The following is a 24,875-nucleotide window of genomic DNA, read 5'->3' as shown; positions in this document are numbered from 1 at the left end:
CGACTACCCTGATCGCATGGGAAAACGTCGCCGCCGCCATCGAGACCCGCAGCGCCTCATCGTGGTGATCGGAGTTGCCGTCCTGGCGATCGTTGTCGCGGGGTTCGGAGTGTTCGTCGTCAACAAGATCAACCAGCCCGACCGGAGCGCCGCGGAGATGCAACGCGAGACGGAGCGCATCGCTACGGAAGCCGCGGCTCAGAACGCCCAGTTCGAGCAGGAGCGGATCGACAAGCAGAATGCCGCGAAGGCGCAGATCGTGTTCCCCGCCGACCGCCCCTACACGGTTGCCTTTATCGGCGACTCCGTCACAGCCGGCAGCTACGCGACCACGGTCGAGGCAACGTGGCCGAACGTGCTCGCCGCGAAGCTTACCGAGACGGGCCCCGTCGAGGTGGCGATGCTCGCCGAGCCGGGACGCCGCAGCAGCGACGCCCTCACCCTCGACATCCCGCCCGCCGACCTCACATTGGTGATGCTCGGCAACAACGACGCGATGGCCGAGGCGGGCGTCGAGGGGTTCCAGCAGACGTACCCCGCGTTGCTCGCGAAGGTCCGCGCGTCGTCACCGACCGGCGCCCTCATCTGCCTGTCGCCGTGGTTCGCGGCGAGCTGGAAGCCCGGCTACCACTCCACCGTCAAGGAGGCGTGCGAGGCGGCGGGCGGCGAGTACGTCGACATCTCGGCGACGCACCAGCCGCGGAACCGGGCGCAGGTCGGTGACCCGAGCTACGCCGGCACCGCGACGGACGACGGCCACCCGAACGATGCAGGACACAAGGCGATCGCTGACAAGGTGCTGTCGCAGATGTTCATCACGGCACCTGGACAGTGAGCAGGGACGACGTCCCCGCGTAACGGCCGTCAGACACCGAGGTCGCGACGAGCTTCCCCGAGGCGGTCGGCCCGACGACGTATCGGAACCCTGAGACTCCCGACACCGTGTACGTCGAGTCGACGTACAGCTCGAAGAACTTCTTGCCGTCTGCGGTCGCCATCAGTCGGGACAGCCGGTCGGTGCCGGTGATCTGCGACATCGTCAACAGCACCCAGTGTCCAGGCGCGAGCGCGTCCTGCCCCTTGTGCCCGATGGCGGTCATGAACGGCGGGGCATAGCCCTTCGACAGCGCTCCGATCTCGCCGCGGCTGTCGCCTCGCGCGATCCGGTTCACGCCCGACGATGCTCCACCGTCGCCCATCAGCAAGATGTAGTCGAGCATCGGGTAGATCGAGACCGACTGCCATGGCCCGGTACCGCGGTACGCGATCTCCCACGTCGCACCGTTGTCGAGGCTGTACACGATGCCGGACTCGCCAGCAGAACCGGTGAAGTCGCCGTAGCTGATCCACCAGGCATCCCAGATCGGGTCGTAAGCGCACGAGTGAACGTGATACCCGGAGGCGAGCGTGTTCACGCCGAGCGCGGTGAGGAACGTGTGGAGGTTGAAGACCTCGGTCCACGTGTCCCCGCGATCGGTCGACAGCCGCGCACGCACGCCCGCGTCGTTCGGGACGCCGCCGGAGTTGTCGGTCTTCTTGTCGTACCAAACGCCCATGATCCGCGCTGCCCCGTCGTACGCGAAGCCGCGGTACTGGCTCGTCGGCGAAGTGTTCTGCTGCGCGAACGGCGTCGAGAACACCAGTGAGAACGTGGCCGTCGCGGGGTTAGCGGCGAACCCGCTCGACTTGTAGATGTACGACCGATAGGGGCCTGACGGTGCGGCGTTCAGCGCGCAGACGACGATCTCGCCGTTGTCGAGCACGACAAGGTCACCGATCCGCTTGGCGTTCGCGACCGGCAGGTTCTCATCGAGAGTCCACGTCAAGCCGTCGTCATCCGAGTGGCCGATAGCGAGTCCCGCGACGTCATCCGTCTTGGTAGCGATGAGCCGCGTCCGGTCCTTCGTGATGCCCTGCACGAACCACGAGTTGCCATCCGACCATGCCGCCGTAGCCCTCTTCGCGAACTGCTCAAGGTCGAATCGCGCCCGGTCCTGGAAGAGCCGCCTCGCCTCGTTGAGCGGGTCGAACAGCGGCGCACCAGCCTCTGGCAGCTCCACCTCGATCGCTCCCGCAATCTTGGCCGAGAGTGCGGCCGCAGTCTCGGAGTCCGTGTCCTCCACGAGTGCTTTGACGATGCCGTCGTTCGAGACAGGCACGGCCTCCGCCGCGGCCTGCGCTGCGAGAGCCGCGTCGCGTGCAGCCACCGCTGTCGGGGCCGCAGCGACCGCAACCGCGACCGCCTCAGGATCGAAGCCCGCCTCGGTGAGCACGCCGAAGCGGGACTGCAGCCGGGTCGCAAACGATCCGGACTTCAGCACCACCTCGCTCGGTGAACCGGCGACCGCGAACTGAGGAAGAACGCCGATGCTCGACGACCTGAGCGTCGGAATCGCGGCGCCAGATGCAGGCTCGAACACTGCGAGCGGCGTCGTGAATGAGACGTCGTCAACGGCGTACACCTCGAACACCGCATTCGGGACGAGTTCCCCCTCCCCACCGTTCCCGTCGGGGTTGTACGCAATCGGGGTGTCGAATCGATCCTGAACCGCCATCGGGCTCTCCTCTCAGGTCGTCAGGGTTCGGTTAGGCGGCGAGCTCGTACTGCTGCTGCTTGCCGATGAGGATGGCTAGCAGATTCGACAGCGCGCCGAGGCCGAGCGACACAGCCACCAGCACGGTCGCGGATGTCGCCTGGTCGAGGTAGCCGAGCGCCACCAAAGCCGGGGAGACGGTCGAAGCGAGCAGGTAGATGGCACCGCGCACGATCGCCCACGCGGTGTTCGCGTCACGGACGTTCACCAGGCTCACGAACGAGGACACGGCCTGCATCGCAGCGCCGATGATGATGAGCCACTGCTCCCAGGCACCCTCTGTGCCGAAGCCGAGAAGGATGGACAACGGGGCGAGGGACCCGAGGGCCACCTGGATCGCCTGTCGGCGTTCCGCGGTGAACCAATCGACGAACTTCTTCATGTTGACCTCCTCGGGTCGTTGGGGTTTTCGGTGTCCTCGAAGTCGTCGGGCCATGGGTCCCAGTCGGGACGCGAAGGCGGTCCCGGCGGATTCGGCACCAGCAGTTCGAGGGCCAGGATGTGGAAGAGCATTTCGCGCAGTTGCTTGCCGTACCCGACCACCCGGCGACGCAACGCGGCGTTGTCCTGCAGGGCGTGTGCGAGTTCGTCGCGCGCTTCCCGCAGCTCGGTGCGGGCGCCGCCCAGGTCGGCCTGTGCCTGTTTGAGCGACGCGGAGAACCCGTCGATGATCATGGCGATCTCGGCGGTGTGCGCTTCCTTCTCGTCTACCTGCACGGCGCGCTCCGACGTCTGGTTCTGCTCCCGGCCCGTCCGGCGTGAGAACACCGACGCGAGCACGGCGGCGCCGATCGCGAGAAACGGTGACAGGATGCCGCCGACGATCGCCCACGTACCGAGAGGGTTGGTGCTCGCCGACGCCGCAGCCAGGATCACTGCGATCACGTCGCCCCCTCCTCGGTCGGCACGTGCAACTCGCGCAACGCCCTGATGCGCTTGAACAGGTGGCGCGCACGCCACGCCGGAAATAGGAGGTACTGGAACCCGAGCGCGACGATCGCGACCCGACCCTGATCCCCCTGCGCCGCCGCGACGATCAGGAGCATCGGGTACACGAACAGAAAGCCGGTCAGCATGAGCACCGCGCTCATCTCGATCGTCTTTCGCCGAGCCCGCTTCTTCACGTCTGTTGTCGAGATGAAAGTCGACGCGGCGGCGAGAGCGGCGATGAACGATAGGCCGGTGATCGACCCACCCCACCAGAGCTCATACACCGCCGTCGTCGAGTTCTGAATCGTCGGAACCCCGGCGATCAGGGACGCGACACCCCACCACGTGAAGCACAGCCAGTACGCGACGAACACGAGATCGACCGACCGGTCGGTGATGACGGGCTCATTCACTTTCGCGACCCAGGTCGGCGTCGGCCGCTTACCCATGAGGGACCGCCATCCCGACGACGAACGCGAGCACCGCGAGGAACGGAACCATGAGCACGAGCGGAACGCCCACCCCGCCACAAACCCGACCCGTCTGCGCGTGCTGATAGTTCTGCCGCCGAGTCACGATCCGCCTCCGAATACGCCCTTCAGCCACTCCCACAGTTGCTTCGCGAGCGGCGTCGGGATCGACGTCATGTCTGGCTCGGGTTCCGGATCGGGAGTCACGGGGTTCTGTCCGAACTCAGCGACCATCGCCCGGGTGAAGTCGACCGAGCCACCCCACTGTCCGTTCGCCCACTGCTGCAACTGCGCACGCGGGTCCCACTTGCCGCCGGACCACGCGTACGTCTGGAAACCCCAGGCGATCTTCCCCGCATCGAACGCTGCCTTCAGCGGGCCGTAGCCGGCGTACAGGCCGACGCGGTCCTTCCCGATCACCGATGCGATTCCATCGAGCGCGTCGAGGATCTTCGGCATGTCGGTCGCGGGTGCGTCGTAGTCGACGTTGAAGTAGATCGGATGGCCGGCGAGGCCGAGCGCAGCGAGCTCGACCTCTGCGAGCCCTGCGACCCGCACACCAGCTTCGCGGCCTCCGAGCAGCTCCTTCCCGTCCTCCTCGTAGATAAAGAACGTCGCGATCCCCGCCGCGGCCAGCGCGTCGTACTCGCCCCGCGTGATCCCCTTCGAGGCGTGCCGCGCCGGCCACAGGTAACGACCCGCCAGCTTCACTCCCCGCTGTGCGAGCATCACGGGATCGGGTCGTGCGAACGAGTAGTCGATGCCGAAGATCGACCCGGCGGGCGGAAACCCGATCCCGTCCGACGCCGTCCCCCAGATGCCGTCCGGCTCGAGGAAGTGCTTCGACTGGTACGCGACGACCGCGGCCGTGGTCGCCGGGCCGTACTGCCCGTCGATGTCTCCGGCGTACAGTCCCTCCCGCTTCAGGAGTTCCTGGATCGCCGAGTTCGGCCGCGACGTCGCGTTGCGCCCGGTGCCCGCAGGCGGCGCTGGCGGACCCGGGTCGACGACCGCGCCCAGCTTCTTCCCGTTGTTGAGGAGCGTCTGCAGCGCTCGGGTCGTCTCCTGTCCCCAGTCGCCGTCGATGTGCACACCGAGGAACTGCTGCATCGCGCGGATCGTCGCGTCCCAGTTCCCCGTCACACCGAGCGCGGCGTTCATCGCGGCCGTCGTCTTCGGGCCGATCTGGCCGTCAACGTCCTCGCCCGTGAAGCCGAGCGACCGCTGCAACTCCTTGATGGTGAGTTCGCCGAGGTTGCCGTCGACCTCCAGCTTCGCCGCCGGGGGCGGGAAGCCCTTCGCGTCCGAGAGGTCGCCCCAGATGCCGTCCGCGGTCAGCCCGTTCGCCGACTGCCACGCCTTAACCTTCGCCGTCGTGTCGGGTCCGTAGATGCCGTCAGGATTTGCGCCGACGAGCCGCTGGATGTCGGCGGCCGACCGCTTCTCCGGGATCGCGTTGCGCCCGACATCGTGCGCCGCCTTCTGCTCGAGCACCGCCTTCGTGAACGGGCCGGCGATGCCGTCGACGGTCAGCGCGTTCTTCGACTGGAAGTCTCGAACCGCGCCCTGCGTCTGCGGGCCGTCCTTGCCGTCGACCGTGATCGAGTAGCCGACCGCCTTCAGCAGCTCCTGGATGCGGGTGATGTACGCCGCGCCTCCGTTCGAGGCGTACCAGCCGTTCGCACCTCCTGCGGTCGAGCCGGTGGTCAGGCGGGCGGCGATGTACGCCATCGGGTCGACCTGACCCTCGTTGCGGTAGTGCAACGCACCAGGAGTGATCTCCTGGTGCAGGTGTTTCCCCGATGCGGTCCCGGTCGTGTCTTCGGCGCCGATAATGTCGCCCTCGTTGACCCACTGTCCGCTCGATACGGCCCAGGAGGCGAGGTGCAGCGACTTCGAGAAGCACCCGTCGTGCTGAATCCAGACCTGACGACCGCCGGCCGACCATCCCGAGGGGGTGCCTGTGACGACGACTCGACCGGCGGCGCTCGCGCGAACCGCGCCGATGCCCGTCTGATCGGCACCCCGGTGGAACGAGGACGCTCCGCCCGACGCCTTGCGCGGGCCGAACGGAGACGAGACTCGGGGTCGTGTCTGCGACCCGTTGGCATAACGCATGATGGTGCCCCTTCCCGGTCAGACCGGATTGACGAATGCGCCGTCCTTGCCGACGCGAGACTCAGCAGTCGGGTACGCCCCGTCCTTACCGACGAACAGTTGGGCGCTTGGATACGCGCCGTCCTTGCCGACACGTCCGCCTGAGAGAGTTGTGATCGACGAGTCGAGCGACTTCGGCGAGTAGCCGCGGCCGTTGTACGCGTAGACCGTGAAGAACTGGATCTGCCCGGGAGTGAGCCCGGTGACCAGACGCGAGGTGTTCGCCTCCGCGCTGACGTCGATGTACCCGGGCCCGTCGGCAGGCGCAGACGAGCGCCGACGCAGCAGGTACCCGTTGATCGCCTGCCCGCCGTTGTCAGCCGAGGCGGGCCACGACACCCGCACCGATGTCGGCCCCAGCTCGGAGAACGTCGGCTGACCCGGCGCGGACGGTCGGACCGGGATGCGAGGGGCGTCGACCCATGCGTCACCCGAGCCGCCGGAACCGATGTTCGAATGCGGCACACTGATGAACGCGCTGCTCGGGAAGCCCGGCCGGTACCCGTTGGCGTCGTGACCATGCCATGTCGACCCGGAGCCAACGATCCGCGACTGGCCTGCGGTGTTCGACGGAATCGTGAAGTTCCCGCCGTAGCCGACACCGCCGATCGACGCCGACCAAGAGCATGTGGAGTTCGTCCACGACCCGTAACCGGCCGCGTCGATGAGCCACACGTTCCAGTCGAACCGGGATGTGTTCGCGTTCCAGTCCTGGACGCCGGAGTACCAGATGTCGAGGCGCACGCGGTAGTCGCGGGCGCCGTTCAGTTGCCCTTCCGCGGTAGCCATTACGGCACCTTCAGCCAGCCAAGGTTCGGGAAGTACGGCGGAGCGGTCGCGCCGACGTACACCGAGTCAGGCACCCAGGCAGGGGTTGCACCGTCGAACGCGAGCATCCAGGAGATGCCCTGGATGCGGATCCGCGTGCCGATCCTCGTGAGGTAGTCGCGTGCGAGCAGGTCCTTCGCGACCATGCCACCGTCGCCGAACCAGCACCGCAGGTCGACGAGCTCCTGCACCGCCGTCTGCCCGGCCGAGAACCGAGCAAGCCACAGCGGCTGGTCGTCCTTTTCCTCCCCCGGATCGTTCTCACGCGCCGGGATCGCCTTCGCCGCCGAGCCTGCGATGATCACGGGCGTCGTCGCACCCGTCGCCCAGTTCCGCCGCAACGCGATCAGATCCCACCGGCTCCCGGTCGCGACCGTGCCGCCGACGACCGAGATCGTCGCGTCCGAGTCGTCGAGGATGCCGTGCCCTGCCGCCCGGCCCGGCTGCAGCACGACCTCACGGTCACTCGCCCCCGCCGCGGCACTGAACGCATCAGCCCCGAACACGCTGTACTGCGACCCGAAGTGGGACGTGACGATCGCCCAGTCCTCGTAATCGATCGTGCCCTCATAGCCGCGCGATGTGATCGCCATGTGGGTTACCTCTTCTCCAGATTCCGGACGGATGCCGCGAGCGATTGCACCGATCGCACGAGCCGCTCCTGCGGATCAGCGGTCGCGATGCCCACCTTCGGGACGGTGCGGAACCCGTCCCGGGTGTTGTGAGTGATGTCGATCTGCGTGATCACGTCCTCGACCTCGAGCGACCCGATCTTGATCAGGACGCGGTCGCCGAGCCGGTACGCCGACGGGAACCGGAACCAGGACGTCTCCCGCAGGTCGGCCGTGATGCCCGCCTTCGCGGAACCCTCCGCGAGCGCCTGCAACCCGTCCGGAGTGAGATCCGCACCCGCCTCGGCCATGCGGGCATCGACGAACACCTCACGGATGCGGTTCGTCGCCGCCTCCCGAGCCGCGTCGATCACGAGAGCGAACTCGCGCGCCTCCGCCTGCCCGGCACCGCCTACGACAACGCGTGTCGCCGTCTCGCGCCGGGTAACCCACTTCCACTTCCCGAGCACACCGGACTGCGGGGTCAGCGGACGCGGGAACACCTCGCCCGCAGAGACATCGACCAGCCACGTATCGGTGTCCGCGTCACGCTCGACCGTCAACTGGAGACGGTCCGCGATGAGCGGGTCGATCACGCGGTCGAGCAGCTTGTGCATGCGGAACTCGGTGCGGCCGTCGGACCCTCGATCGAGGGATGCCGCGACGGTCCAGGGAAGCCCGAGGCGCGTCACGTTCGCCTGGATCGCGGCCTTCGCGCGCGTCTCGCTCGACCCGGTATAGCGGGCGTACTCCGCCGCTGACTGACCCGTGATCGGCGCGGTCGGCGCCTGCCATCCGAGGATCTCGTTCAGCATGTCGAAGTCATCGACGACCGGGAACGTCACCGTTCCCTTCGGGCCCTCACCCGACACGTCTCCGATGCCGCCCTCGAGGAGCCGCTCCTGAGAGACGCTGCCGCCGTCCTCGGTGATCATCCACACGGCCGCACGCGCCCCATCGGCGAGCAAATCGGGGATGACCGGGTCGATGTCCTTCACCGTCAGATGCGCCGTCGAGGCGGCGTTCCAGCGGAGCGAAGCCCGCGACTCGACGGCCTTCACCTGCCGCACGAACTCGCGATCCCCATCCATCACCTCGGCGAGCAGGTACTCCCGGCGCATCAGTACGCCCTCCAGTACAGCGGCGTCAGCGACACCGACACCGAGCCGTCGCCCGTAGCGGCGATCGCGAGAGGCGACGTCCCCCGCGGCGGCACCGGAGCGAACGCCTGGAACCCGAGCTCGCGGGTGCAGTCGACGCCGTTGAGGGTCGCGTACTGCCCAGCCGGGTCGGTGTCGATAACGAGCGTGTCGCCCTCGTCGAGAGCGAACGGAACCTCGATGATCGCGCCGGACACGCCGAGCTCGACCTCAGGCATCGGACCGTTGATCGTCCACACCAGATACGACGGCTCATCGCCCGGGTTCGAGATGTTCGCCGTGGTGAACGACGCCGCCGGCGAGATATTGAACGACGGCGCGAGGTCGACCGGGATGAACGGGACACCCTCCTGCGCCCTGAACGTCTTCGTGATCGGACGCCCGCGCCACAGCGGCCGCGGTGCGAGCAACTCCACACCGATCAGCGCGTGCCCGCGAATGAACGGGTCCGTGTCGAACGAGTACGAGCCGTCGAACACCCCCGTGAGGGGAAGGGTGCGCTGAGCGGTCCCCTCCCCCACGGTCCACACGCCCGGATCGATCGGATGGATCGAGTTGAAGAACCCGGCGTGCAGCGCCTCCCACTGCGTGATCGAGTTCGCCTGGAACATCAGCGGCCAGTACACAGTCCGTGCAGGCAGGTCGTACCCGGTGAGTTCGACACCCGGCACAAGCGGCGTCGACGACTCGTACACGTTGAACCGCGGCATGTGCAGGCCCTTCACGCCGCGCTGCATCGCAGGTCGCCCCATCGGGTCCGACAGGGGCCACACGGTGCCGTCGAACCCCGTCCAGGACATGAACCTGGGGTTCGCACCGAGGCCACCTGCCGGACCCGTGAGCGGAGCAGCGAAGACGATCGGCATCGGGCCTCCTCCTAGATTCCGGACGCGTCGAGAAGGCGAGTCATCTGCTCGCGCTGCTCTCGAGCGACCTCGTGCGGGTCGTACGCAAAGAACTGCGCCCCGCGCTGATCGACCGTCAGTTGCGACCCCTGGCGCCCACCGGCCACCGCGAGGTAGGTCGGTGACGGCGCGTACCGTGCGGCCGGCTGACCGTAGGAGAAGTCCGGAGTACGCGATCCCGACTTCGCCGCCGCGCGCATCTGCGCGACAGCACCGTGACCGCCCGCGCCCGCAACCTCCGCCGCCGTCCAGACGTGCTCACCGTTCGACAGGCGATACAGCCCCGCCTTGTCATCGGTCGGCCCTCCCGGGCCGTAGATCGGACCACCGAACGCACGCCCGGGTCGTTCCACACCCGTCTCGGCACTGATGACCGCTCGGTAGTTGATCACGCCCTGGATCACGCCGAAGCGGTTCTTGAAGTCCTGGATCGTCGCGAGCGCCGGAGCGGTGTTCGCGAGAACCTCGACTTCCTTCTTGCTCGGCAGACGGAACACCTCGTCGGCGAGAGCGTTCACCTCGTCGGCGTTGTAGCCTGCGGCGATCGCGGAATTCACGAATGCCTCACGCTGCGCAGCGAGGGTCGCCGCGTACTTCTCGGCCGAGTCCTTCGCTGACATCGTCGACTGATCGACCGCGTACTGCGATTCCGCCGCAGCCTGCGCCCGCCCGGCGACGTCGGCGAGCATCGCCGCGTTCGCGGAGCCCGACACCGTCGACTGATCGAGCGACAGCACGAACCCGTCGAGGGTGCCGTTCGCCGACTCGTACGCCGCCTTCTGCGCCTCCACCTCCGCGCTGATCCCAGCGAGGGCCTCCTGCCAGGCCGCGTTCGTCGTGACCGCGTCCTGCCCGACGCCGTTCGCCTCGTTAATCGTCGCGATCAGTTCGCTGAGGGTCGTCTGCAGCTCCTCAGCGCCGCTCGCCGCCTCGAGGTATGCGTCCGCGGCCGTCTGCGAAGACCGGGCCGACTCGCGGTCCGCCTCCTCCTTCTGCCGGGCCATCTCGATGGCCTCCGCGAGGGAAGCGGCCTCGCCGCGCACGGCGTTCTCGATGTCGACCGCCGAGTTCGCGTAGGCGAGCGAGCCGTCCGCGCCGGCGTCGATCTGCTTCTGCAGTTCCTCCAGCGCCGCGGCGTTGCCAGTCGCGGCATCCGTTACCAGATCGAGGCTGATGCCCAGCTTGCGCGCGGCATCGTACGCGGAGTCCTGCTCGATCCAGAGGAACGAGTTCTTCGCCGCGAGGGCCTCCTTCGCCATGTCGCGCGTCGAGGCAGTGATTCGCTGGGTGCCCTCCTCGAGAGTGTCTGCGTAGGCCTTGGCCTTCGCCCTCGCTTCAGCCTGCGCGGAGCCGACGGCCGCGATGATCGCGATGACCGCTGTCAGCCCGAGCGTCACGCCGCCCGCGAGCAGACTCAGTCCCTTCATCGAGAGACCCGCGGCCGACACGATCGCGCGGAATTCGGCAATGCGGGGGGTCGCGATGAGCGCCGCCCCGCCGACGAGACCGACTGCGGCTGCGGCCATACCGAGGTACAGGGCGGTCGCCTGGATCGGGGCAGGCAGGTCGGCGAACATGCCGACTGCGCCCGTGGCTGTCTGCACCAGGGCCCGCAGCGCGTCGTTCGCGCCCTCACCGGACTGGATGAGCGCGGTGTCGAACGCTCCCCCGAGCTGCTCGACGTCGCCCTTCAAGTTGTCGAGCCGCATCGCGGCCGTCTCGGCCGCGTAACCCTGGTCGTTGACCTTGTCGGTCCACTCGTCGATGCCGGAGGCACCGGCTTCGAGGAGCACGTTCGCGCCGCGGATCGCATCCTGTCCGAAGATGATCGCGAGAGCGGCGTTCTGCTGTTCCTGCGTGAGCCCTCGGAGGCCCTTCTGCAACTGACCCGCGAGGCCCGACATGCCGATGAACTGGCCCTGCGCGTCGTACGCGTTGATGCCGAGTTCCTTCATCTTGTCGGCCGCTTCTCCGGTCGGGTTCGCGAGCCGGAGGAGCATCGTGCGGAACGAGGTACCCGCGTCGGAGCCGAGCAGGCCTGCCGACGCGAACGCCGACAGCGTGCCGACCGTTTCGTCGACGGACAACTTGAACTGGTTCGCGACGAGGCCGGACTGCGCGAGCGCGGCCGACATGTCGCTCACATCGCCCTGCGCCTTACCGGCTCCGGCGGCGAGCAGGTCCGCGACGTGCGACGCCTGCTCGCCCCTCAGCCGGAACTGGTTCAGCGTCGTCGCGGCAATCGCGGCCGCGTCGGCAACCTCGAGCCCACCTGCGGCGGCGAGATCGAGCGCAGCGTCGAGACCACCCGCGAGGATGTCCTTCGTCTTGACGCCAGCGCGCGCGAGCTCCTCGATCGCACCAGCCGCTTCCGTCGCGGAGTACACGGTGCGAGCACCGGCATCCAGTGCGGCTTCCCGAAGGAGGCCCATGTTCGCGGCGGTCTCGTGCGTCGCGGCCTGCACGTACGACATCTGCTGGTCGAAGTCCGCGAACTTCGACACGGCCATGCCGACGCCGAGGGCGACTGCGGCGCCGAAGCCCACCGCTGACGCACCCAGCTGGGTGAACGCCTGCCGCTTCTGGTTCAGCTTCTCGAGCTCGGTGCCGGTCTGCGCGGTCTTCTGCGCAGCCTGCTCCATGCCGGACATGTAGCCCTGAGCCGCGAGGATGAGGTTGACCTTTACGGTGCGATCAGCGATTGTCCTCACCCCCTAGAACGCCGAATGCCCCTGCGTTCAGCAGAGGCATTCGTGGTGTGTGGCCGGGATCATCCGGCCGTGACGTTCACCGCTCGACCCGCTCGGCGATGAAGATGCGCGCGCGCGAGTGGTTCTCACCGGACCACTCAGGGCGCTTCTGCTCGGCCTCGATCGCGTCGTCGTACCAGTCCCGCAGCACTCGCGTGCGGTACCAGTACTTCCCGTCCGGGTTGTCGGGGTCGGCGTCGCGTGAGGTCGTCTCCTCCAGCGGGAGGCCGTGATGACCCAGACCGGCTTCGTACTCTTCGAGCGCGGCGAGCAGGTCGTACTGCTCCTCGTCGAACTCTGATTCGCGTGAGACCCGGACTACTGTCCGGCCGGCGTCGTCGACGTCCTCGGTGTGGACTTCTTGCGGCTCCCAGCCCCAGAGCCGGCGCGGGGCGATGCCGAGTTTCCGCGCGATGCGGAGATCCCGAACGAGTCGCGGGTCGTCTCGGAGGCGTCGCCTAAAAAATCGATGCCCTGCCCGCCGACCTCGCGGTTCACGTACAGCACGGCCTCGGCGATCCGATCGTGCTCGCCGTCGGTGATGACCTTGTCGATATCCGCCCACTCCTCGGACGTGATGTCGTGCGTTTCGCCGTGCTCGTCGACGTACTTCCCCGTCTCGCGAGCCACATGCATGTAGAACTTCGAGGTGTCGAACGCCTCCTGCCGTGCCTTGCGGGGCGGGCAGGCGAGGAAGAACGAGTTGTACTTGGTGCGGTCGACTCCGGTGATCCGGATCACGATCGACGCATCGCGGATGCGGTCCTCGACCTCGGTGACACGGGCGAGAGCGTTGTTCACCGACGGTGAGCCGACCATCCGGCCGTCGTCGTTCTGTCGGCTCTTCGCGGCGGCGAGGCCGCGCATCGCCTCGTCGCGCTGCGCGAGCAGATCGAGGTCGAGGCAGATCCGCACATCCTTCGTCGGCATCTTGCGCTGCTGAAGGCGGCTGCTGAGGTTTGACATCACGGGTGTCCTTTCACGGGTACACGGGGATTTACACGGGAAAACCTGGGGTGCCCCGCCCGTGTATCGGGGCACCCCAGGGGTTTGATGACGACGATCAGCCGCCGGCGACGAGCTGCTTGAACTCGGTCCAGGGTCCGGTCACGAACGCCTTCTGCTGGATGCGGTCGACCGCGTTGTCCTCGACGCCCATGACGGACTGGATGCCCATCGTCACGGGGACGGCCTCGTACCAGTCGCCGACCGCGAACGTGTCCTCGTCCTGATCGATCTGGAGGAAGTGCACGAGGATGCCCGTCGTGCCCTTCTCGAGCGCGAGGCGAGCCTCATCGGCCGTCGGGGTACCGAGGTTGAACGTGTACTGGATCGTCAGCGACCGCGACTCGGTGCCCGGCTGCTCGAAGTCCTGCGCGGAGCAGTAGCGGCCGTCCTGCACGGATGCCTGATCGTTCGTCGGCTGCCATCCGCCCGCACGGGTCAGATAGCAGGAGATGTTCTCGCCGGCCGTGATCTCCGTGAGCGTGATCGCCTCGATGTTGGCGACCGTCGGGAGGAACACGACGCGGCGGGTGCCCATCGAGGGCACGGCTGCGGGGAGGGTGAGCATGGATGTTCTCCTAGTTCTTTGTCACACGGGCGGACGGATGGGTTACGACGGGTCGCCGCCGGTTGAGGCGGATGCACCGCCGGTGTCGTCGGCATTCGCCGCCGCGCTGCGCTTGCCCTTGACGTTCGGCTTCGCCGGTCGCGGGCGGGACACATCCGGGTAGTGCTTGCGGTCGACTCGGGTGTGTTTCTCGGGGTTGAACTTGTGCGCGAGGACGTCGTACTCGTGGCCGGTGGCCTTGTCCTTCACGCGCGTGTATCGCAGAGCCATCTCGGCCTCCTTATGTGGTGGGTTTCGGTGTGGAACGGAGAGTGAAGCGATCGCGGGCGATGAACCGCAGCGGGGAAGCATCGTCGTCCCTCGCGACAGGGACGCTGCCGGCGGGAGCGATACGCCAGCAGCGACGCCCCTCGATCTGAGGCACGACCCCGAGCACCCGGGCGGTCACCCGGCCCGAGGCCCAGACGGCCTGCCAGCGGTCACGTCCGACGCTGTGGACCGTGAATGTGACCTCGACGTCCACCGGTGTGTCTGAGGCGTCGTGCGCGCTGTAGAAGCCCGTGTCGTGCCAGACGTTGACGTACATCCCGGGGTCGCCCGTGACGTCGCCCTCGAAGACGACGTTCGCAATCTGCGCGTCTCCGCGGATCAGGGCGAGCACCGCCTCGACGTGCCGTTCGATGAGGTCGCGGTACGCCGCCTCGTTCACAGCCCCGCCGCTCTCAGCCCGTCCTCGACGGCCTTGTCGATGCCGCGCTCGAAGTCGGCCTGGTTCGCCTGCAGAGCACCGTGCATGATGCCCTGCGGCGGGTTGTTCACCGACCCGAACTCGATCAGGTTGCCGAGCGCACCCTGCGGGCGATCCTTGTCAGGACCGACCTCGAACGCGATGTCGTACTCGCCGGACCCTCCGACGAATGCGCCGACCGCACCGCCGCCGTGGTTGCTCCCGACCTGGTCGTACGTAATCGAGAACGGGAACGCAGGCGCGTGCGCCATTCCCATCGCGTTCGTCCGGGCCGTGTCGCGCACACCTCGCGCGGTCGTCTCAGCCGCGGCGTGCAGGTACGGCGCCGACGAGCGAGGCACCTGCCGCATGTCGGCGGCTAGGCGATTGAGCTCGGATGCATCGACGTCAGCCATGCGTGAACACCTCCACCGGAAGTCGACGCGCCGTCGAGTGCGTCTGATCGTGAGGTCCCGCGACGCGGAACGTGTTGCCGACCCGCGCCGGGTCGTGCGGGTTCGTGAGGACTTCCCCCTCGTCGTCGAACTTGACATCCGCCGACGAGCCGACCGTGATCCGCTCATCGGCGTCGACCGGCAGGCTCACCGTCGGCGAGGACTCCGCAAAACGCTGTCCCCCGGCGTCGACGTCGCGAGGCTGACCCCCTGGGAACCGGACGCGCGCCGGCCCCTCGTACACGGTCGTCCAGACGTCGTCGACCTGACCCGTCTCCTGGTTGCGCTGCGTGCCCGTCACCCGGCGGATGCGGACAGTCGCCTCCATGAGGGCCTGAGCGAGTGCACGGCCCGCGCTGAGCACGTCGTCTGCCATCCCAGTCATGTCTGCCCCAGGTGGATCGAGAACGCCCCACGCTTGCGTCTGCGGCGCGGGATGAGTTTCGCGACATCATCCGCGTCGAGGAACGCGAGGCCCGTCGACGTCGCCTGATCCCGGCGCCGAGTGCGCTCGAAGTCGTCGATCGACTCCCGCTCCTCGAGCCACCCCTCCGGGTTGATCAGCGACTGCCGGACGACGTCGGCGACGATCCCCTTGTACAGGGTCGGCCACTCGGCTGCCGCCGCCTCGGCCTCCTCCGACGTGAACCCGAGGCGGACGAAGTCGGAGGCGAGCAGGGTGCCGGTGATCCCGTAGAGGCGGAGCTCGGATCGGAGTTCCGCCTCTACGAGAGCGATGCGCGCGGTCGCGACCGTCACCTCGGCCGTCGTCAGCGGACGCCAGAGGTTCGCGACATCGGACGGGACAACAGTCGGCCACGCCATCGTCACACCACCGGGATGTCTGCGGCCTTCAGGGCCTCGATGATGTCGGCCTTCTTCGCGTCGTCGGCGAGCTCGATGCTCAGGCCGGCCTTCGCGGTTGCGGCCTTCGCGTAGTCACGCCACGCGGCGTCGCCCGAGCCTCGGCCCGTCTGCGGGGGCACGACCACATCGCCGGTCTCCGAGCCCGTGGACGGTGCCGCGGGGCTCGCCGACTTCGCGGCCTTCTTCTCGGCCTTGGCTGCAGCCTTCGCCGCCTTGCCGGAGTCGTCGTCGGAGTCGCCCGACTTCTCCTTCGCGAGCACGTGGTCGCCGAGCGCGACACCTTCGGGCACCTCGTCGCCGGCCACCAGGACCAGCGGGTCGCCGCCCGTGGGGTTGTCGACGAGCACGGACCCGAACAGGTCCTTGCGGATCTTCGCCATGATGTTCTCCGTTTCACGGGAGCAGGAGAGGGCCCAGCGACTAAGCCGCTGAGCCCTCTCGGTGCTCGATGGATCAAGCCAGGACCTTCGCCGCGAGGCTCAGGTCGGCGTTGGCGAGGACGGGCATCGCGATCGCGTCGGCGATCACCTCGGCGATAAGCGGAGGCTTCTCGCCGCGGTACACGCCCGCGACGATGCCGGGCTGCTCCGACTCCTCGATGTCGTACCGCTCGTCGGTCGACGTGAGGGTCTGACCCCAGAACGTCGCGCCGAGCTCCGTGTCCTCCCACGCGTCGGTCTCGACCGGCGCAGGAAGGAGGAAGAGCTTCGTGTCGTCGAGCACCTTGCCCGACTTCGTGCGGCGGTCGTACTTCACGATCGGCGGCAGGCCCGCGCCCTCGACGATGCCCCGCACGTCCGCCTCGGTCGCGGGACGCGAAGCGCCGTTGACCAGCTGGGTACGGAACTGGTCGCCGGCGGCGAGTGCCGTGAACACCTTCGAGGACAGCAGGATCACGCCCGGCTCCTCGCCGTTCGTGGTGATGTACTGCTGCCGCAGCGTCTCCAGGTACGCCAGGCGGTCGACGTTGCTCGCCGCCCACAGCGTGCCCGCCGTGACGTCGTGCGACACCGAGCGGCCGAACGAGTCAGCCGCGCCGATCTCCGGGATCGTCGCTACGCCCGTGCCGATGACGATGCCGCGCAGACGCTCGACACGGTCAGCGACGGCCGCGACGACCCGGCGCGTGGTGGCGAGAATCGACTTCTCGACCGCGTCCTCGGGCGCGTTGCGGTTTCGGAGCTGCTCGTACTCGGTGACGGGGATGTCCTGACCCACCGGAGGGAGTTCGAGAACGGTGCGCTTCTTGGGCTCACCCTTCGCGAGCTCGATCTCGGCGTCGTAGGCGCGGTAGCGCGCCTCGTCGACGAGTCCGGCCTGTCCGGCGACGAATCGCACGACGATGTCGGCGACCTGTCGGTTCGGGAGCCAGCGCGCGAGGGTGCCTCGGCGCTGCTCGTACTCCTCGAGGGAGGCTCGTGCGTACCCGGTCAGTGTTGCCGGGTCGATCACATCAGTCCAAAGGGCCATGATCTGTTACCTCTCCTCTCAGACGAACACGCACGTGATGTTCGCGCGCTTGGCGGCTGCGACGGGCGCCGCAAAACCGCCCGAGTAGGGCACCTTCGCGACGTTGATGCGACCGTGGTCGAGGATCGGCGCACCGAAGTCCGCCGTGCCGACGACCGGCTGGTCGGTCAGGATGAACCCGGCGAGGACGCCGGCGTTCGTGGTCGTTCCCTCGGTCTTGTCGTAGGGGACGTAGAGTCCGCCGACGAGGGCGACCGGGGTGCCCGAGGGGATGTACCCGTCGGGGTAGTGCGTGTTGGCAGTGAACGCCGAGATGTCGATGATCCCGGTCCGCGCGTTGCGGATGCCATGGCTCGATCCGAGCCAGGACATGTCGCCACTGCCGAAAGTCTCCTGTCGGAGCTTGGGCATGATCAGTCCTTTCCAGACTTCTTCTTGTGGGTTTCGTCGTAGAGGTCACGCCCCGACTGCACGCTGCCGCCCGTCGCGTTCGCGTCCCGGTCCCCCTGCCCGGGGATGCGGCGCCGCTTCGTGTCGGCCTGCTCGACCGCCTTCGAGTTCGCCTCGACCCAGGTCTTGATCGCGTCGGCGTCGACGGACTTCCCGTCGTCCTTCACGAACTGCTTCCGGTCGAGAGCGAACAGCGTCGAGGCCGCATAGGTGCGGCCCTCGAGCGCCTTGTCGAGTCGGTCGTTCACGCGTTCGAGTGCGAGTTCGAGTCGCTCCGCCGCCAGCGCATCGTTGATCCGCTTGTCGACGTCCTGCTCGGACACGCCCGAGCGCTTGCCGTCGTCCCCGCCATCGCCCGACGGCTTCCCGCTGTTGGCGGCGCGGAACTTCTCCGCGTCGCTCTTCAGCGAGTCGTAGTCGGCGAACTTCGTCCGCTCCTCCTCGCGCGCCTTCCGCTCTGCACGGCTGACACGCTCGGTGACGATGCGATCGAGTTCCTCCTGCGACGCCGGAGCCTTGAACTCCTTGCCGTCACCACCGCCGGACCCACCGCCGCCGTTCGCATCGTCCTGCGGGACGAAGAAACGGAGGTAAGGGCTCGTCGGGATGAGCTGCCCGAATGCGTTGCGCTTCATCGGTGTGTTTCCTTTCCGCTTTAGGCCCGTCGGCCGTGACCGTTTACAGCCCGTCGGCTATCCCGCGATGTCGCTCGCGTAGCGCTGCCACCGGGATCGGTGGGGAGTGTGAGGGGGCGGCGCCCGTAGGCCGGGGAAAGATGCCGGCGGACGCCGCCCATCAGAGGAGGCCGAGAGCGCGAGCAACGCGCCGAACCGAGTCCGGGGTGCCCGGCCGGTTCAGGATCGCGATCTGTCGCGCGAGGGCCCGTTCGAGCTCGGCGAGGCGAGCCGGGGTCGCGATGATCGGGTTCGCGCTCGTGTCGGCGCTGCTCGCACCGATCGAGCGCGGCACGCGGCCGGTGCGGCGCGCGTACTGCAGGCGGTAGTTCGCGTCGTACAGGCGGCGCTCCGCCGCGGTCATCGTGTACCGGTTGAGCGGGTTCCGCTCGCCCGTCGAGGCCGCGTCGAGCACAGCGTTCGATGCCGCCCGGCGGGTACCGCCGCGTCCCAACTGACCGAAGCCCGCTGCGGCAGGTCCGTTCCCGCGGATGTTCCCGCCGGCGACCTGCTCGCCCGTGATGTACCCGTTCTCACGCATCATGCGGATCGCGTTCGTGCGGGTCCCGGCCTGCCGGTAGATGTCATCGACCGTCAGGCGGCTCGGCGTGCCGTAGAGGCGCGCGCCCCGGGCGGTCGCGAGTCCGCGCTGATTGATGTTCACGACGCGGTAGATGTCCGCGCCGTCCCGGATCGCTCGAGCCTCGATGCGGCCGAATGCCTTCTCCTGCGCCTCGGGTGTCATCGACCGGAACATCGCGTACGGGTCGACCGTCATGTCCCCGGCGATCGCCTCCGACGCCGGCACGTGCTGGCAGTCGCACCGCGGGTGTCGCTCGAACCCCGCGTTCCACCGGAACCACTTACCGGCGAGGACAATGCAGCGGCTGCACGAGGGCGGGTTCAGCATCCGCGCGTAGCCCGCGAGGGCGGGACGCTGGATGATGTCGGCGCCGTACACCTCCCGCCGGGTGTCGGCGAGGAGAGTGAGCGTCGTCATCTCCAGCCAGCGGCCCGACTGCGCGAGAGCGTCCTCTGCGCTCAGCCCGCGACCCACGGACACCTTCGCGCCGACGACGGCCTCGCCGAGGAGCGTATCCACCGGGCGACCGTCAGGAGCAGTCGACAGGAACACCGCCGGGTTCAGCGCCCCGACCGCGTCGTCGATCTGGCCCGTCTCGGCGAGCACCTTCGACGTGTAGCCGACGGCGTTCGCGACGGCCGCGCGCCGGCCGAGCTCGACGACGTTGACCAGCGTCGGGCCGACGCGCTCCCATGAGGCGTCGAACTCGTCACCCATCCCCCGCCACGCCTGCGCGACCGCTGCGGTCGTCGTCGACGAGATGCCCTGCTGAAGCCTGTACTGCTCACGAGCCGACAGCGGAAGCGTCATCGAGTGCCCTCATCGCGTCCGTGAGCTGCGGGGATCTGCGCGCGGCGTCGTCCCAGTCGCGCATGCGGCCCTGCTCGATGGTGGTGTACCCGAGGTCGGCACGTGCCTGCTCGACGGGCAGGACCGAACGTCCGCTCGAGTCCTTCGCCTGCACCAGCTTCACGATCGCGTCGGCCTTCTGCGCGATCGTCGGGGTCGACGGGTCGCGCCAGATGGTCTCGATCATCTTCGGGCGGGCGTCCTCCTCGCGGCCGAGGTTCAGCAGCACGAGCCGCTGCACCTGCTCCCACCGCGTCGAGAGCACCTGCTGCTTCCGCTCGGCGCGCTTCACCAGCTGGGCCTCAGCCGAGCGGATCGCGTCCGCTGACGGCGGGTTGTCGCCCTGGAACAGCAAGTAGTGCGACGGGAGGCCGAGTTCCATCGCGACGATCTGCATGAGCAGCTTGATTGTGTTGTGGAAGTTCGCGAGGTCGGCCTCCGAGAACTGACCGAACTTCGCCTTCTCCGACTCCGTGCCCCACATGCGGCCGGCGATCATCGAGAAGGTGTTCAGCGCCTTCCCCGTAACCTCGTCGACAAAGTCGTCCTCGTTGAGGCCGGTCGCCCAGCGGCGCGGGAGGGCATGGAACTCGCCGGACACCATCATGTCCGAGGCCATCTTGTTGAGGGCGTCGAGCGGCGACAGGATCGAGTGGAACACCGAGCGGCCGAGGCGCTGATCGAACTTGCCGGGCCGGTTGCGGCCGAGCACCCGCGGGTCGTTCATGAGCGGCACGATCGCGCAGAGCTTGAAGTCGTGATCGTCGCGGTCGTCCTCGACCCACTCGCGTTCGGCGTACCTCCAGGTCACCCAGCCGTCCTGGTGGTGATAGGTCATCCACTTCGTCTTGTCGGGATCGGTCCACTTCTTGACGCCGTGACGCACCCGCTTCGTGCGCGGGTCGTCCTCGTGGATCGCGTCGAACGCCGACTCGATCGTGATCGCCGGCGCGTCGCCCTCGTCCTCGCCGGGACCGACCGTCGCGTACGTGCGACCGAGGGCGAGCGTCTCGCGGTGCGACTGCTGCGAGATGAACGGCCCCTCGTTCTCCTGCCACACGTCCCAGAGGTCGTCATCGGCCTCGGCGCCGCGCCCGAGCCGGAAGCCCTCGACGTCGAGCCGGTGCTCATACACGTCGACTGCGAACAGGCACAGGTTCAGCACGACCGGCGACACCCGGTAGCCCATCTCCTGCTCGAGGATGGGGGCGACGAACTTCAGCGGCTGCTCGCCCTCGAAGTAGGCGTCGTTCTTCTCCAGCTGACGCTTCTGTCGGGCGATCGCCCGCGACAGCCGGAGCGCCTCGTCGAGTTCGGTCACGGCCGGCCTCCTAACTGTTGCGCCATACGCGCACCTTCGTTCGCGGTTTCGGGGGTGACCACCCGGCGGCGAGAGCGTCGCGCACCGCAGCGTTCGCGAGGATCGAGCACATCGAGAGGTCGATCTTCTGGGTCTCGTTCGGCTTGCCGAGGATGTACTTCTGACCGGGCTTCGCGACCTTCTTCGCGTTGCCCATGTGCGCCTCGGTGTACGGGCACCCGTCGTGCGTGATCCGGCCCTCGCGGAGGTCAGCCTCGAACCGGCGAATCTCCTCGTACATCCGAGACACCGAGTTCGTCGGCCACTCGATCACGTGCTCCTCGCCGTGCCGGAGCGCCCAGTTGTCGAGGTCCGTGCCCCAGTCCTCCGGGTCGGCGTACATGCGGACGACGAGGAACCGGTCGAACAACTCGTCGACCGCCGCATCGACCTCGCTGTGAGGGATGCGCGCGGGCTCGTGCTCACGCGGGTTCCAGAACGTCGGCGTCTCACGGTCAGGACCCCACCGGGGCGTGAACGAGAACCCCGTCATCGTCTGCGCACGGATCGCGGTCCAGTCGTTGTTCACTGAGCCGTCGAAGCCGAGGCAGATCGCGGTGCCGTCCGGAGGGTTAGGCAACCAGGGCCGCAGGCTTTGCATACGCGCCCTCCCACAGCCCGTCCGGGAGCCAGGTGCCCATGCCGCGCACCAGCTTGTTCCCGTAGAACCGCTCGGCCTGCGCCGGGTCCTGCTCGAGCAACTCGAAAGCCTCAGCCTCGATCGAGTCGAGGTCGACGTGCGCGGCACCGAAGTACACGTACGCGTGGATCTTCCGGCGGTCGCGCTTGTTCCGGTACGACAGGTTCTTCGGCGGCTCGCGGTAGAACCGGAAGATGTCCTTCGCGCGTGACTCGTACGTCGCGCGGGCCGTCGACTCCTCGGCCGGGTCCCACGTGTTCGTGAGCTCGACCCCGCGGCCACCCATGCCCGAGGTGCCTCGACGCATCGTCTGCGCTGTGGCGATCAGGCCGTTCGTCTTCGTGTAGACGCCGGTCTCGTCCTGCAGGAAGCCGGTGGTCGGGTTACCGAGTCGCGACGACTCGGCCGACGTGACCTTTTCGATCACGCCCTCGTCGCCGATGCGCATGAACTTCTCACCAACCCGCACCCGCTCCGACAGCGGACCCCGGAGGATCATCCGCTGAAGCGGTCGCCAGGTGTTGTTCACCTGATCCTCGGAAGTCGCCATCAGCTGGATCAGCGGCGTGGGCCACGGCATGCCCATTGGCTCGCCGACCTCGTACTCGTAGACGAACCCGCACGAGCACCCGTACCGGGCGCAGTCGTACACCTCGCCGGGCTCCTCCGCCCACCCTGCGAACAAGTCCGGGCCGAGCGCCATGAGCGACGTCATCCCGGCACCCCACGGCGACTTGCCGTACTTCTGCGGGCCGACGACTAGCGAGCGCCGGTACTCGAACGCCTGATTCTTGATCGGGTCCTCAGGGCGCCACGGCGTATTCGGCCGCACCCGCCCGTGATTCGCCGTGCACCACAGTTGCCAATCGGACAGCACGAACGGCTGCCCCTTCCGGAAGCCGTCCGGGATCGGCAGATGCCACGCCATCCAGTCCGCTTGCAGGTAGCCGAGCGTCGGCCAGGCGATATCAAACTCAGGGAGTGTCTGCTCCGACATTCGGCAACGCCCTCAGCCTTCCTCGAGCCGACGGCACATTCCGCTTCGCCGCCGCCGGCGTAGATGCCGCGACCGTCGGCTGCGGCGTCGGGTTCACCGAGATCCGGTAGCCCGCCTTCAGCAGCGAGGCGTGCGTGAGCAGCAGGTCGTTCTCCTGCCGTAGCAGGAGCCCTCGAATCGCGGCCGTCGCGCCGTGCTCCTCTGCCTCGACAGACGTGCGCACATGCATCGCGACCTGCCGGTGCGACATCTGCTCCTCCCAGACGATCGCCTGCGGGCGCTTCCACATCTGCCGCCAGACGACCATCTCGCGCGCCGTCGCCTTAGACAGCGGCCAGGCCGGAGCGGCCCCGGTCCGAGACTTCGGCAGAGTCCGGATCGCGCCGGACTCGATCCGCAACGCCTCCGCGAGCGACGTCGGGTCCGGCGGACGGCCGGCCCCCGTGCGAGCACCACCCCTAGGCATCCGTCCACACCCCGTTCGTGATGAAGCCGTGCAGGCCACAGCAGTCCGGCCAGAACAGCGACGCCGTCAACGTCAGCGGCAGGAGGCTCACGAGCGTGTGCGCACCGACACCGGTCGGACGCCAGCCCCACCGGCAACCCGGCGCGACCGTCCCCTCACCGAGCACCTCATCGCAGTCGTGCCACACGAACAGGCACTCGATCCGATGCACGTGATACGGGTCGCCGACCTCGAAGTCACAGCGCCCGAACGAATACGCGACGCGATCCCCGACTCGCACAGCATCCGCCGCGAGCCCCGGCAGGAACGTCCGCTGAGCACGCATCGCACACCCCCTCAGGGCAACTCTTTGATTCCGGAAAGTTGGTCAGCCACCTCCCCGGCGGTACGGAGGGGTTGGGGGCTTAGGGGGTATCCCCCCGGGGGTCGGGGACACTGACACCTGGGTTCGGGAGGTGCCGTGCGAGAGTCACTGCTGCGCGCCCTGCGTCGTGACCGTACGCGTCGAACAGGGCGGTTGCGGTGTCGTCGTGGTGTCGTGTGTACCAGGCGTGCAGGCTGTCCTCTGTGGCGAGCGCACACAGCGTGTGGAGTGTGGTGTCTGCGTCACTGCCTTCGATGCCTGCTGTGTGCAGGGTGGTGAGTGCGAGAGCGTGGGACTGTGCGTCGAGTTGCATGAGGGGGTGATCCCTTCTTGTTCTCCCGGACGCGGTCAGGCGTCAGCGGGGGTGACTCGTGCGAGGAGTTGCTCACGCTGCTCATCGGTGAGGGTCACGGCCTGCGCTGCGTCGAGGACTGAGGTCGTGCACCACACTGCGCGTGCGCCCGTGGTCTGCTCGATCTGCACGCACTCCTCGGCAGTGAACGACATCAGGGCGTCGACCTGGTCGAGGATCAGGATGAACGGGGTCTCCTCGACATCGCCGATGCGCTGTGTCGGGAGAGGAACGACCTGGATGCGTGCCATGAGGATGTGGCCCTTCTCTGGTTCTTTCCCGGACGCGGTTGGGCCCGGGGTTTCGGGTGATTCTGCGCACATTGCTCAGCGGCCCTGATTCCCGCCCGTGGGGATGACTCACTGATGCCCAGCCGACAGGGGCTCGCCGTCGCAATGTGCTTACGTGTGCGCGGCCTTACCGCCTGCTGAGCGGTTGCACGTGACGTGCTCAGGGCCTCGGTAGCGTCGACGGTCCTTGTCGTCGTGTCCGAGGTCCCAGGGGCTTCCTGCGGGGATCAGGCGTCCGCAGCGCCAGCACTTCACCGTGCCGGTCGCGACGCGTGGTGCCCACTCGGCTCGGCGCCGGTCGTGGTCGGCGTCGTACCCTCGGGCCTGCCGTGATCCTCGGCGCTGCTCGACCG

At 67.9% G+C, this 24,875-nt stretch carries 29 protein-coding genes; 1 reads left to right on the top strand and 28 read right to left on the bottom strand.

Features of this window, described 5'->3' with window-relative positions; all coding sequences use genetic code 11:
• Nucleotides 1-16 precede the first annotated feature (16 nt).
• On the top strand, nt 17-835 hold the full coding sequence (locus Q9R08_RS05270) for an SGNH/GDSL hydrolase family protein (RefSeq protein WP_308866823.1): 819 nt from the start codon (nt 17-19) through the stop codon (nt 833-835).
• Here Q9R08_RS05270 and Q9R08_RS05265 read toward each other — a convergent pair.
• The 28 genes from Q9R08_RS05265 to Q9R08_RS05130 form a co-directional block, all read right to left on the bottom strand.
• The gene (locus tag Q9R08_RS05265; RefSeq protein WP_308866822.1) at nt 816-2,555 is read right to left on the bottom strand and encodes a hypothetical protein; all 1,740 of its coding nucleotides are present in this window, start codon (nt 2,553-2,555) and stop codon (nt 816-818) included. The genes Q9R08_RS05270 and Q9R08_RS05265 overlap by 20 nt on opposite strands.
• Before the next feature lie 31 nt (nt 2,556-2,586).
• Entirely contained in the window at nt 2,587-2,976 is a 390-nt protein-coding gene (locus Q9R08_RS05260; protein ID WP_308866820.1) for a hypothetical protein, read from the bottom strand.
• Nucleotides 2,973-3,479, bottom strand: a complete 507-nt coding sequence (locus tag Q9R08_RS05255) for a hypothetical protein (RefSeq protein ID WP_308866819.1) — start codon at nt 3,477-3,479, stop codon at nt 2,973-2,975. Before Q9R08_RS05255 ends, Q9R08_RS05260 begins: the two co-directional genes overlap by 4 nt.
• The gene (locus Q9R08_RS05250; RefSeq protein ID WP_308866818.1) at nt 3,476-3,973 is read right to left on the bottom strand and encodes a hypothetical protein; all 498 of its coding nucleotides are present in this window, start codon (nt 3,971-3,973) and stop codon (nt 3,476-3,478) included. The genes Q9R08_RS05255 and Q9R08_RS05250 overlap by 4 nt, the downstream gene beginning before the upstream one ends.
• Nucleotides 3,974-4,096: 123 nt before the next feature.
• Nucleotides 4,097-6,112, bottom strand: a complete 2,016-nt coding sequence (locus tag Q9R08_RS05245) for a peptidoglycan-binding protein (protein ID WP_308866817.1) — start codon at nt 6,110-6,112, stop codon at nt 4,097-4,099.
• A gap of 18 nt (nt 6,113-6,130) precedes the next feature.
• Nucleotides 6,131-6,940: a fibronectin type III domain-containing protein gene (locus Q9R08_RS05240; RefSeq protein ID WP_308866816.1), complete on the bottom strand. Its 810-nt coding sequence runs from the start codon at nt 6,938-6,940 to the stop codon at nt 6,131-6,133.
• On the bottom strand, nt 6,940-7,572 hold the full coding sequence (locus Q9R08_RS05235; RefSeq protein ID WP_308866815.1) for a hypothetical protein: 633 nt from the start codon (nt 7,570-7,572) through the stop codon (nt 6,940-6,942). The genes Q9R08_RS05240 and Q9R08_RS05235 overlap by 1 nt, the downstream gene beginning before the upstream one ends.
• Nucleotides 7,573-7,577: 5 nt before the next feature.
• A complete protein-coding gene (locus tag Q9R08_RS05230) occupies nt 7,578-8,711 on the bottom strand; it encodes a Gp37-like protein (RefSeq protein WP_308866814.1) in 1,134 nt (377 codons plus the stop codon).
• Complete coding sequence (locus Q9R08_RS05225; protein WP_308866813.1) at nt 8,711-9,616, bottom strand: phage tail family protein; 906 nt, start codon at nt 9,614-9,616, stop codon at nt 8,711-8,713. Before Q9R08_RS05225 ends, Q9R08_RS05230 begins: the two co-directional genes overlap by 1 nt.
• Before the next feature lie 11 nt (nt 9,617-9,627).
• Nucleotides 9,628-12,366: a phage tail tape measure protein gene (locus Q9R08_RS05220; protein ID WP_308866812.1), complete on the bottom strand. Its 2,739-nt coding sequence runs from the start codon at nt 12,364-12,366 to the stop codon at nt 9,628-9,630.
• Nucleotides 12,367-12,723: 357 nt separating this feature from the next.
• Nucleotides 12,724-13,371 (bottom strand): hypothetical protein, encoded by a 648-nt coding sequence (locus tag Q9R08_RS05215; RefSeq protein WP_308866811.1) that lies wholly within the window; start codon nt 13,369-13,371, stop codon nt 12,724-12,726.
• Nucleotides 13,372-13,468: 97 nt separating this feature from the next.
• Nucleotides 13,469-13,978 carry a phage tail tube protein gene (locus Q9R08_RS05210; RefSeq protein WP_308866810.1) on the bottom strand — a complete coding sequence of 170 codons (510 nt, stop codon included), beginning with the start codon at nt 13,976-13,978 and terminating at the stop codon, nt 13,469-13,471.
• Between the two features lie 42 nt (nt 13,979-14,020).
• The gene (locus Q9R08_RS05205; protein ID WP_308866809.1) at nt 14,021-14,248 is read right to left on the bottom strand and encodes a hypothetical protein; all 228 of its coding nucleotides are present in this window, start codon (nt 14,246-14,248) and stop codon (nt 14,021-14,023) included.
• 10 nt (nt 14,249-14,258) lie between these two features.
• Nucleotides 14,259-14,687 (bottom strand): hypothetical protein, encoded by a 429-nt coding sequence (locus Q9R08_RS05200; RefSeq protein WP_308866808.1) that lies wholly within the window; start codon nt 14,685-14,687, stop codon nt 14,259-14,261.
• Nucleotides 14,684-15,121, bottom strand: coding sequence for a hypothetical protein (locus tag Q9R08_RS05195; protein ID WP_308866807.1), 438 nt, complete (start codon nt 15,119-15,121; stop codon nt 14,684-14,686). The genes Q9R08_RS05200 and Q9R08_RS05195 overlap by 4 nt, the downstream gene beginning before the upstream one ends.
• Entirely contained in the window at nt 15,114-15,536 is a 423-nt protein-coding gene (locus Q9R08_RS05190) for a DUF6093 family protein (RefSeq protein ID WP_308866806.1), read from the bottom strand. Before Q9R08_RS05190 ends, Q9R08_RS05195 begins: the two co-directional genes overlap by 8 nt.
• A gap of 5 nt (nt 15,537-15,541) precedes the next feature.
• On the bottom strand, nt 15,542-15,985 hold the full coding sequence (locus Q9R08_RS05185; protein WP_308866805.1) for a hypothetical protein: 444 nt from the start codon (nt 15,983-15,985) through the stop codon (nt 15,542-15,544).
• Between the two features lie 2 nt (nt 15,986-15,987).
• Nucleotides 15,988-16,407, bottom strand: a complete 420-nt coding sequence (locus Q9R08_RS05180; protein ID WP_308866804.1) for a hypothetical protein — start codon at nt 16,405-16,407, stop codon at nt 15,988-15,990.
• A gap of 73 nt (nt 16,408-16,480) precedes the next feature.
• On the bottom strand, nt 16,481-17,497 hold the full coding sequence (locus Q9R08_RS05175) for a major capsid protein (protein ID WP_308866802.1): 1,017 nt from the start codon (nt 17,495-17,497) through the stop codon (nt 16,481-16,483).
• Nucleotides 17,498-17,515: 18 nt separating this feature from the next.
• The gene (locus tag Q9R08_RS05170) at nt 17,516-17,908 is read right to left on the bottom strand and encodes a head decoration protein (RefSeq protein WP_308866801.1); all 393 of its coding nucleotides are present in this window, start codon (nt 17,906-17,908) and stop codon (nt 17,516-17,518) included.
• A gap of 2 nt (nt 17,909-17,910) precedes the next feature.
• Nucleotides 17,911-18,582 carry a hypothetical protein gene (locus tag Q9R08_RS05165; protein ID WP_308866800.1) on the bottom strand — a complete coding sequence of 224 codons (672 nt, stop codon included), beginning with the start codon at nt 18,580-18,582 and terminating at the stop codon, nt 17,911-17,913.
• Between the two features lie 160 nt (nt 18,583-18,742).
• A complete protein-coding gene (locus tag Q9R08_RS05160; RefSeq protein ID WP_308866799.1) occupies nt 18,743-20,014 on the bottom strand; it encodes a hypothetical protein in 1,272 nt (423 codons plus the stop codon).
• Nucleotides 19,989-21,374: a phage portal protein gene (locus Q9R08_RS05155; protein WP_308866798.1), complete on the bottom strand. Its 1,386-nt coding sequence runs from the start codon at nt 21,372-21,374 to the stop codon at nt 19,989-19,991. The genes Q9R08_RS05160 and Q9R08_RS05155 overlap by 26 nt, the downstream gene beginning before the upstream one ends.
• A gap of 10 nt (nt 21,375-21,384) precedes the next feature.
• Entirely contained in the window at nt 21,385-21,993 is a 609-nt protein-coding gene (locus tag Q9R08_RS05150) for a terminase (protein ID WP_308866797.1), read from the bottom strand.
• Complete coding sequence (locus Q9R08_RS05145; protein ID WP_308866795.1) at nt 21,986-23,050, bottom strand: terminase; 1,065 nt, start codon at nt 23,048-23,050, stop codon at nt 21,986-21,988. The genes Q9R08_RS05150 and Q9R08_RS05145 overlap by 8 nt, the downstream gene beginning before the upstream one ends.
• Nucleotides 23,028-23,357 carry a hypothetical protein gene (locus Q9R08_RS05140; protein WP_308866794.1) on the bottom strand — a complete coding sequence of 110 codons (330 nt, stop codon included), beginning with the start codon at nt 23,355-23,357 and terminating at the stop codon, nt 23,028-23,030. Before Q9R08_RS05140 ends, Q9R08_RS05145 begins: the two co-directional genes overlap by 23 nt.
• 151 nt (nt 23,358-23,508) lie before the next feature.
• On the bottom strand, nt 23,509-23,841 hold the full coding sequence (locus Q9R08_RS05135; protein WP_308866793.1) for a hypothetical protein: 333 nt from the start codon (nt 23,839-23,841) through the stop codon (nt 23,509-23,511).
• A gap of 387 nt (nt 23,842-24,228) precedes the next feature.
• Nucleotides 24,229-24,483: a hypothetical protein gene (locus tag Q9R08_RS05130; RefSeq protein ID WP_308866792.1), complete on the bottom strand. Its 255-nt coding sequence runs from the start codon at nt 24,481-24,483 to the stop codon at nt 24,229-24,231.
• Between the last annotated feature and the right edge of the window lie 392 nt (nt 24,484-24,875).

Source organism: Microbacterium psychrotolerans, assembly GCF_031085295.1.
GTDB classification, from domain to species: domain Bacteria; phylum Actinomycetota; class Actinomycetes; order Actinomycetales; family Microbacteriaceae; genus Microbacterium; species Microbacterium psychrotolerans.
Note: the sequence above shows the minus strand (reverse complement) of the source record. Positions and strands in the feature narration are given on the sequence as shown.

Excerpts from the sequence above, each read along its gene's own strand:
- Q9R08_RS05270 (WP_308866823.1), top strand. The coding sequence starts at position 17 with ATGGGAAAACGTCGCCGCCGCCATCGAGACCCGCAGCGCCTCATCGTG.
- Q9R08_RS05265 (WP_308866822.1), bottom strand. The coding sequence starts at position 2,555 with ATGGCGGTTCAGGATCGATTCGACACCCCGATTGCGTACAACCCCGAC.
- Q9R08_RS05260 (WP_308866820.1), bottom strand. The coding sequence starts at position 2,976 with ATGAAGAAGTTCGTCGATTGGTTCACCGCGGAACGCCGACAGGCGATC.
- Q9R08_RS05250 (WP_308866818.1), bottom strand. The coding sequence starts at position 3,973 with ATGGGTAAGCGGCCGACGCCGACCTGGGTCGCGAAAGTGAATGAGCCC.
- Q9R08_RS05245 (WP_308866817.1), bottom strand. The coding sequence starts at position 6,112 with ATGCGTTATGCCAACGGGTCGCAGACACGACCCCGAGTCTCGTCTCCG.
- Q9R08_RS05240 (WP_308866816.1), bottom strand. The coding sequence starts at position 6,940 with ATGGCTACCGCGGAAGGGCAACTGAACGGCGCCCGCGACTACCGCGTG.
- Q9R08_RS05235 (WP_308866815.1), bottom strand. The coding sequence starts at position 7,572 with ATGGCGATCACATCGCGCGGCTATGAGGGCACGATCGATTACGAGGAC.
- Q9R08_RS05230 (WP_308866814.1), bottom strand. The coding sequence starts at position 8,711 with ATGCGCCGGGAGTACCTGCTCGCCGAGGTGATGGATGGGGATCGCGAG.
- Q9R08_RS05225 (WP_308866813.1), bottom strand. The coding sequence starts at position 9,616 with ATGCCGATCGTCTTCGCTGCTCCGCTCACGGGTCCGGCAGGTGGCCTC.
- Q9R08_RS05215 (WP_308866811.1), bottom strand. The coding sequence starts at position 13,371 with ATGTCAAACCTCAGCAGCCGCCTTCAGCAGCGCAAGATGCCGACGAAG.
- Q9R08_RS05210 (WP_308866810.1), bottom strand. The coding sequence starts at position 13,978 with ATGCTCACCCTCCCCGCAGCCGTGCCCTCGATGGGCACCCGCCGCGTC.
- Q9R08_RS05205 (WP_308866809.1), bottom strand. The coding sequence starts at position 14,248 with ATGGCTCTGCGATACACGCGCGTGAAGGACAAGGCCACCGGCCACGAG.
- Q9R08_RS05195 (WP_308866807.1), bottom strand. The coding sequence starts at position 15,121 with ATGGCTGACGTCGATGCATCCGAGCTCAATCGCCTAGCCGCCGACATG.
- Q9R08_RS05190 (WP_308866806.1), bottom strand. The coding sequence starts at position 15,536 with ATGGCAGACGACGTGCTCAGCGCGGGCCGTGCACTCGCTCAGGCCCTC.
- Q9R08_RS05185 (WP_308866805.1), bottom strand. The coding sequence starts at position 15,985 with ATGGCGTGGCCGACTGTTGTCCCGTCCGATGTCGCGAACCTCTGGCGT.
- Q9R08_RS05180 (WP_308866804.1), bottom strand. The coding sequence starts at position 16,407 with ATGGCGAAGATCCGCAAGGACCTGTTCGGGTCCGTGCTCGTCGACAAC.
- Q9R08_RS05175 (WP_308866802.1), bottom strand. The coding sequence starts at position 17,497 with ATGGCCCTTTGGACTGATGTGATCGACCCGGCAACACTGACCGGGTAC.
- Q9R08_RS05170 (WP_308866801.1), bottom strand. The coding sequence starts at position 17,908 with ATGCCCAAGCTCCGACAGGAGACTTTCGGCAGTGGCGACATGTCCTGG.
- Q9R08_RS05165 (WP_308866800.1), bottom strand. The coding sequence starts at position 18,582 with ATGAAGCGCAACGCATTCGGGCAGCTCATCCCGACGAGCCCTTACCTC.
- Q9R08_RS05160 (WP_308866799.1), bottom strand. The coding sequence starts at position 20,014 with ATGACGCTTCCGCTGTCGGCTCGTGAGCAGTACAGGCTTCAGCAGGGC.
- Q9R08_RS05145 (WP_308866795.1), bottom strand. The coding sequence starts at position 23,050 with ATGTCGGAGCAGACACTCCCTGAGTTTGATATCGCCTGGCCGACGCTC.
- Q9R08_RS05140 (WP_308866794.1), bottom strand. The coding sequence starts at position 23,357 with ATGGTCGTCTGGCGGCAGATGTGGAAGCGCCCGCAGGCGATCGTCTGG.
- Q9R08_RS05135 (WP_308866793.1), bottom strand. The coding sequence starts at position 23,841 with ATGCGTGCTCAGCGGACGTTCCTGCCGGGGCTCGCGGCGGATGCTGTG.
- Q9R08_RS05130 (WP_308866792.1), bottom strand. The coding sequence starts at position 24,483 with ATGGCACGCATCCAGGTCGTTCCTCTCCCGACACAGCGCATCGGCGAT.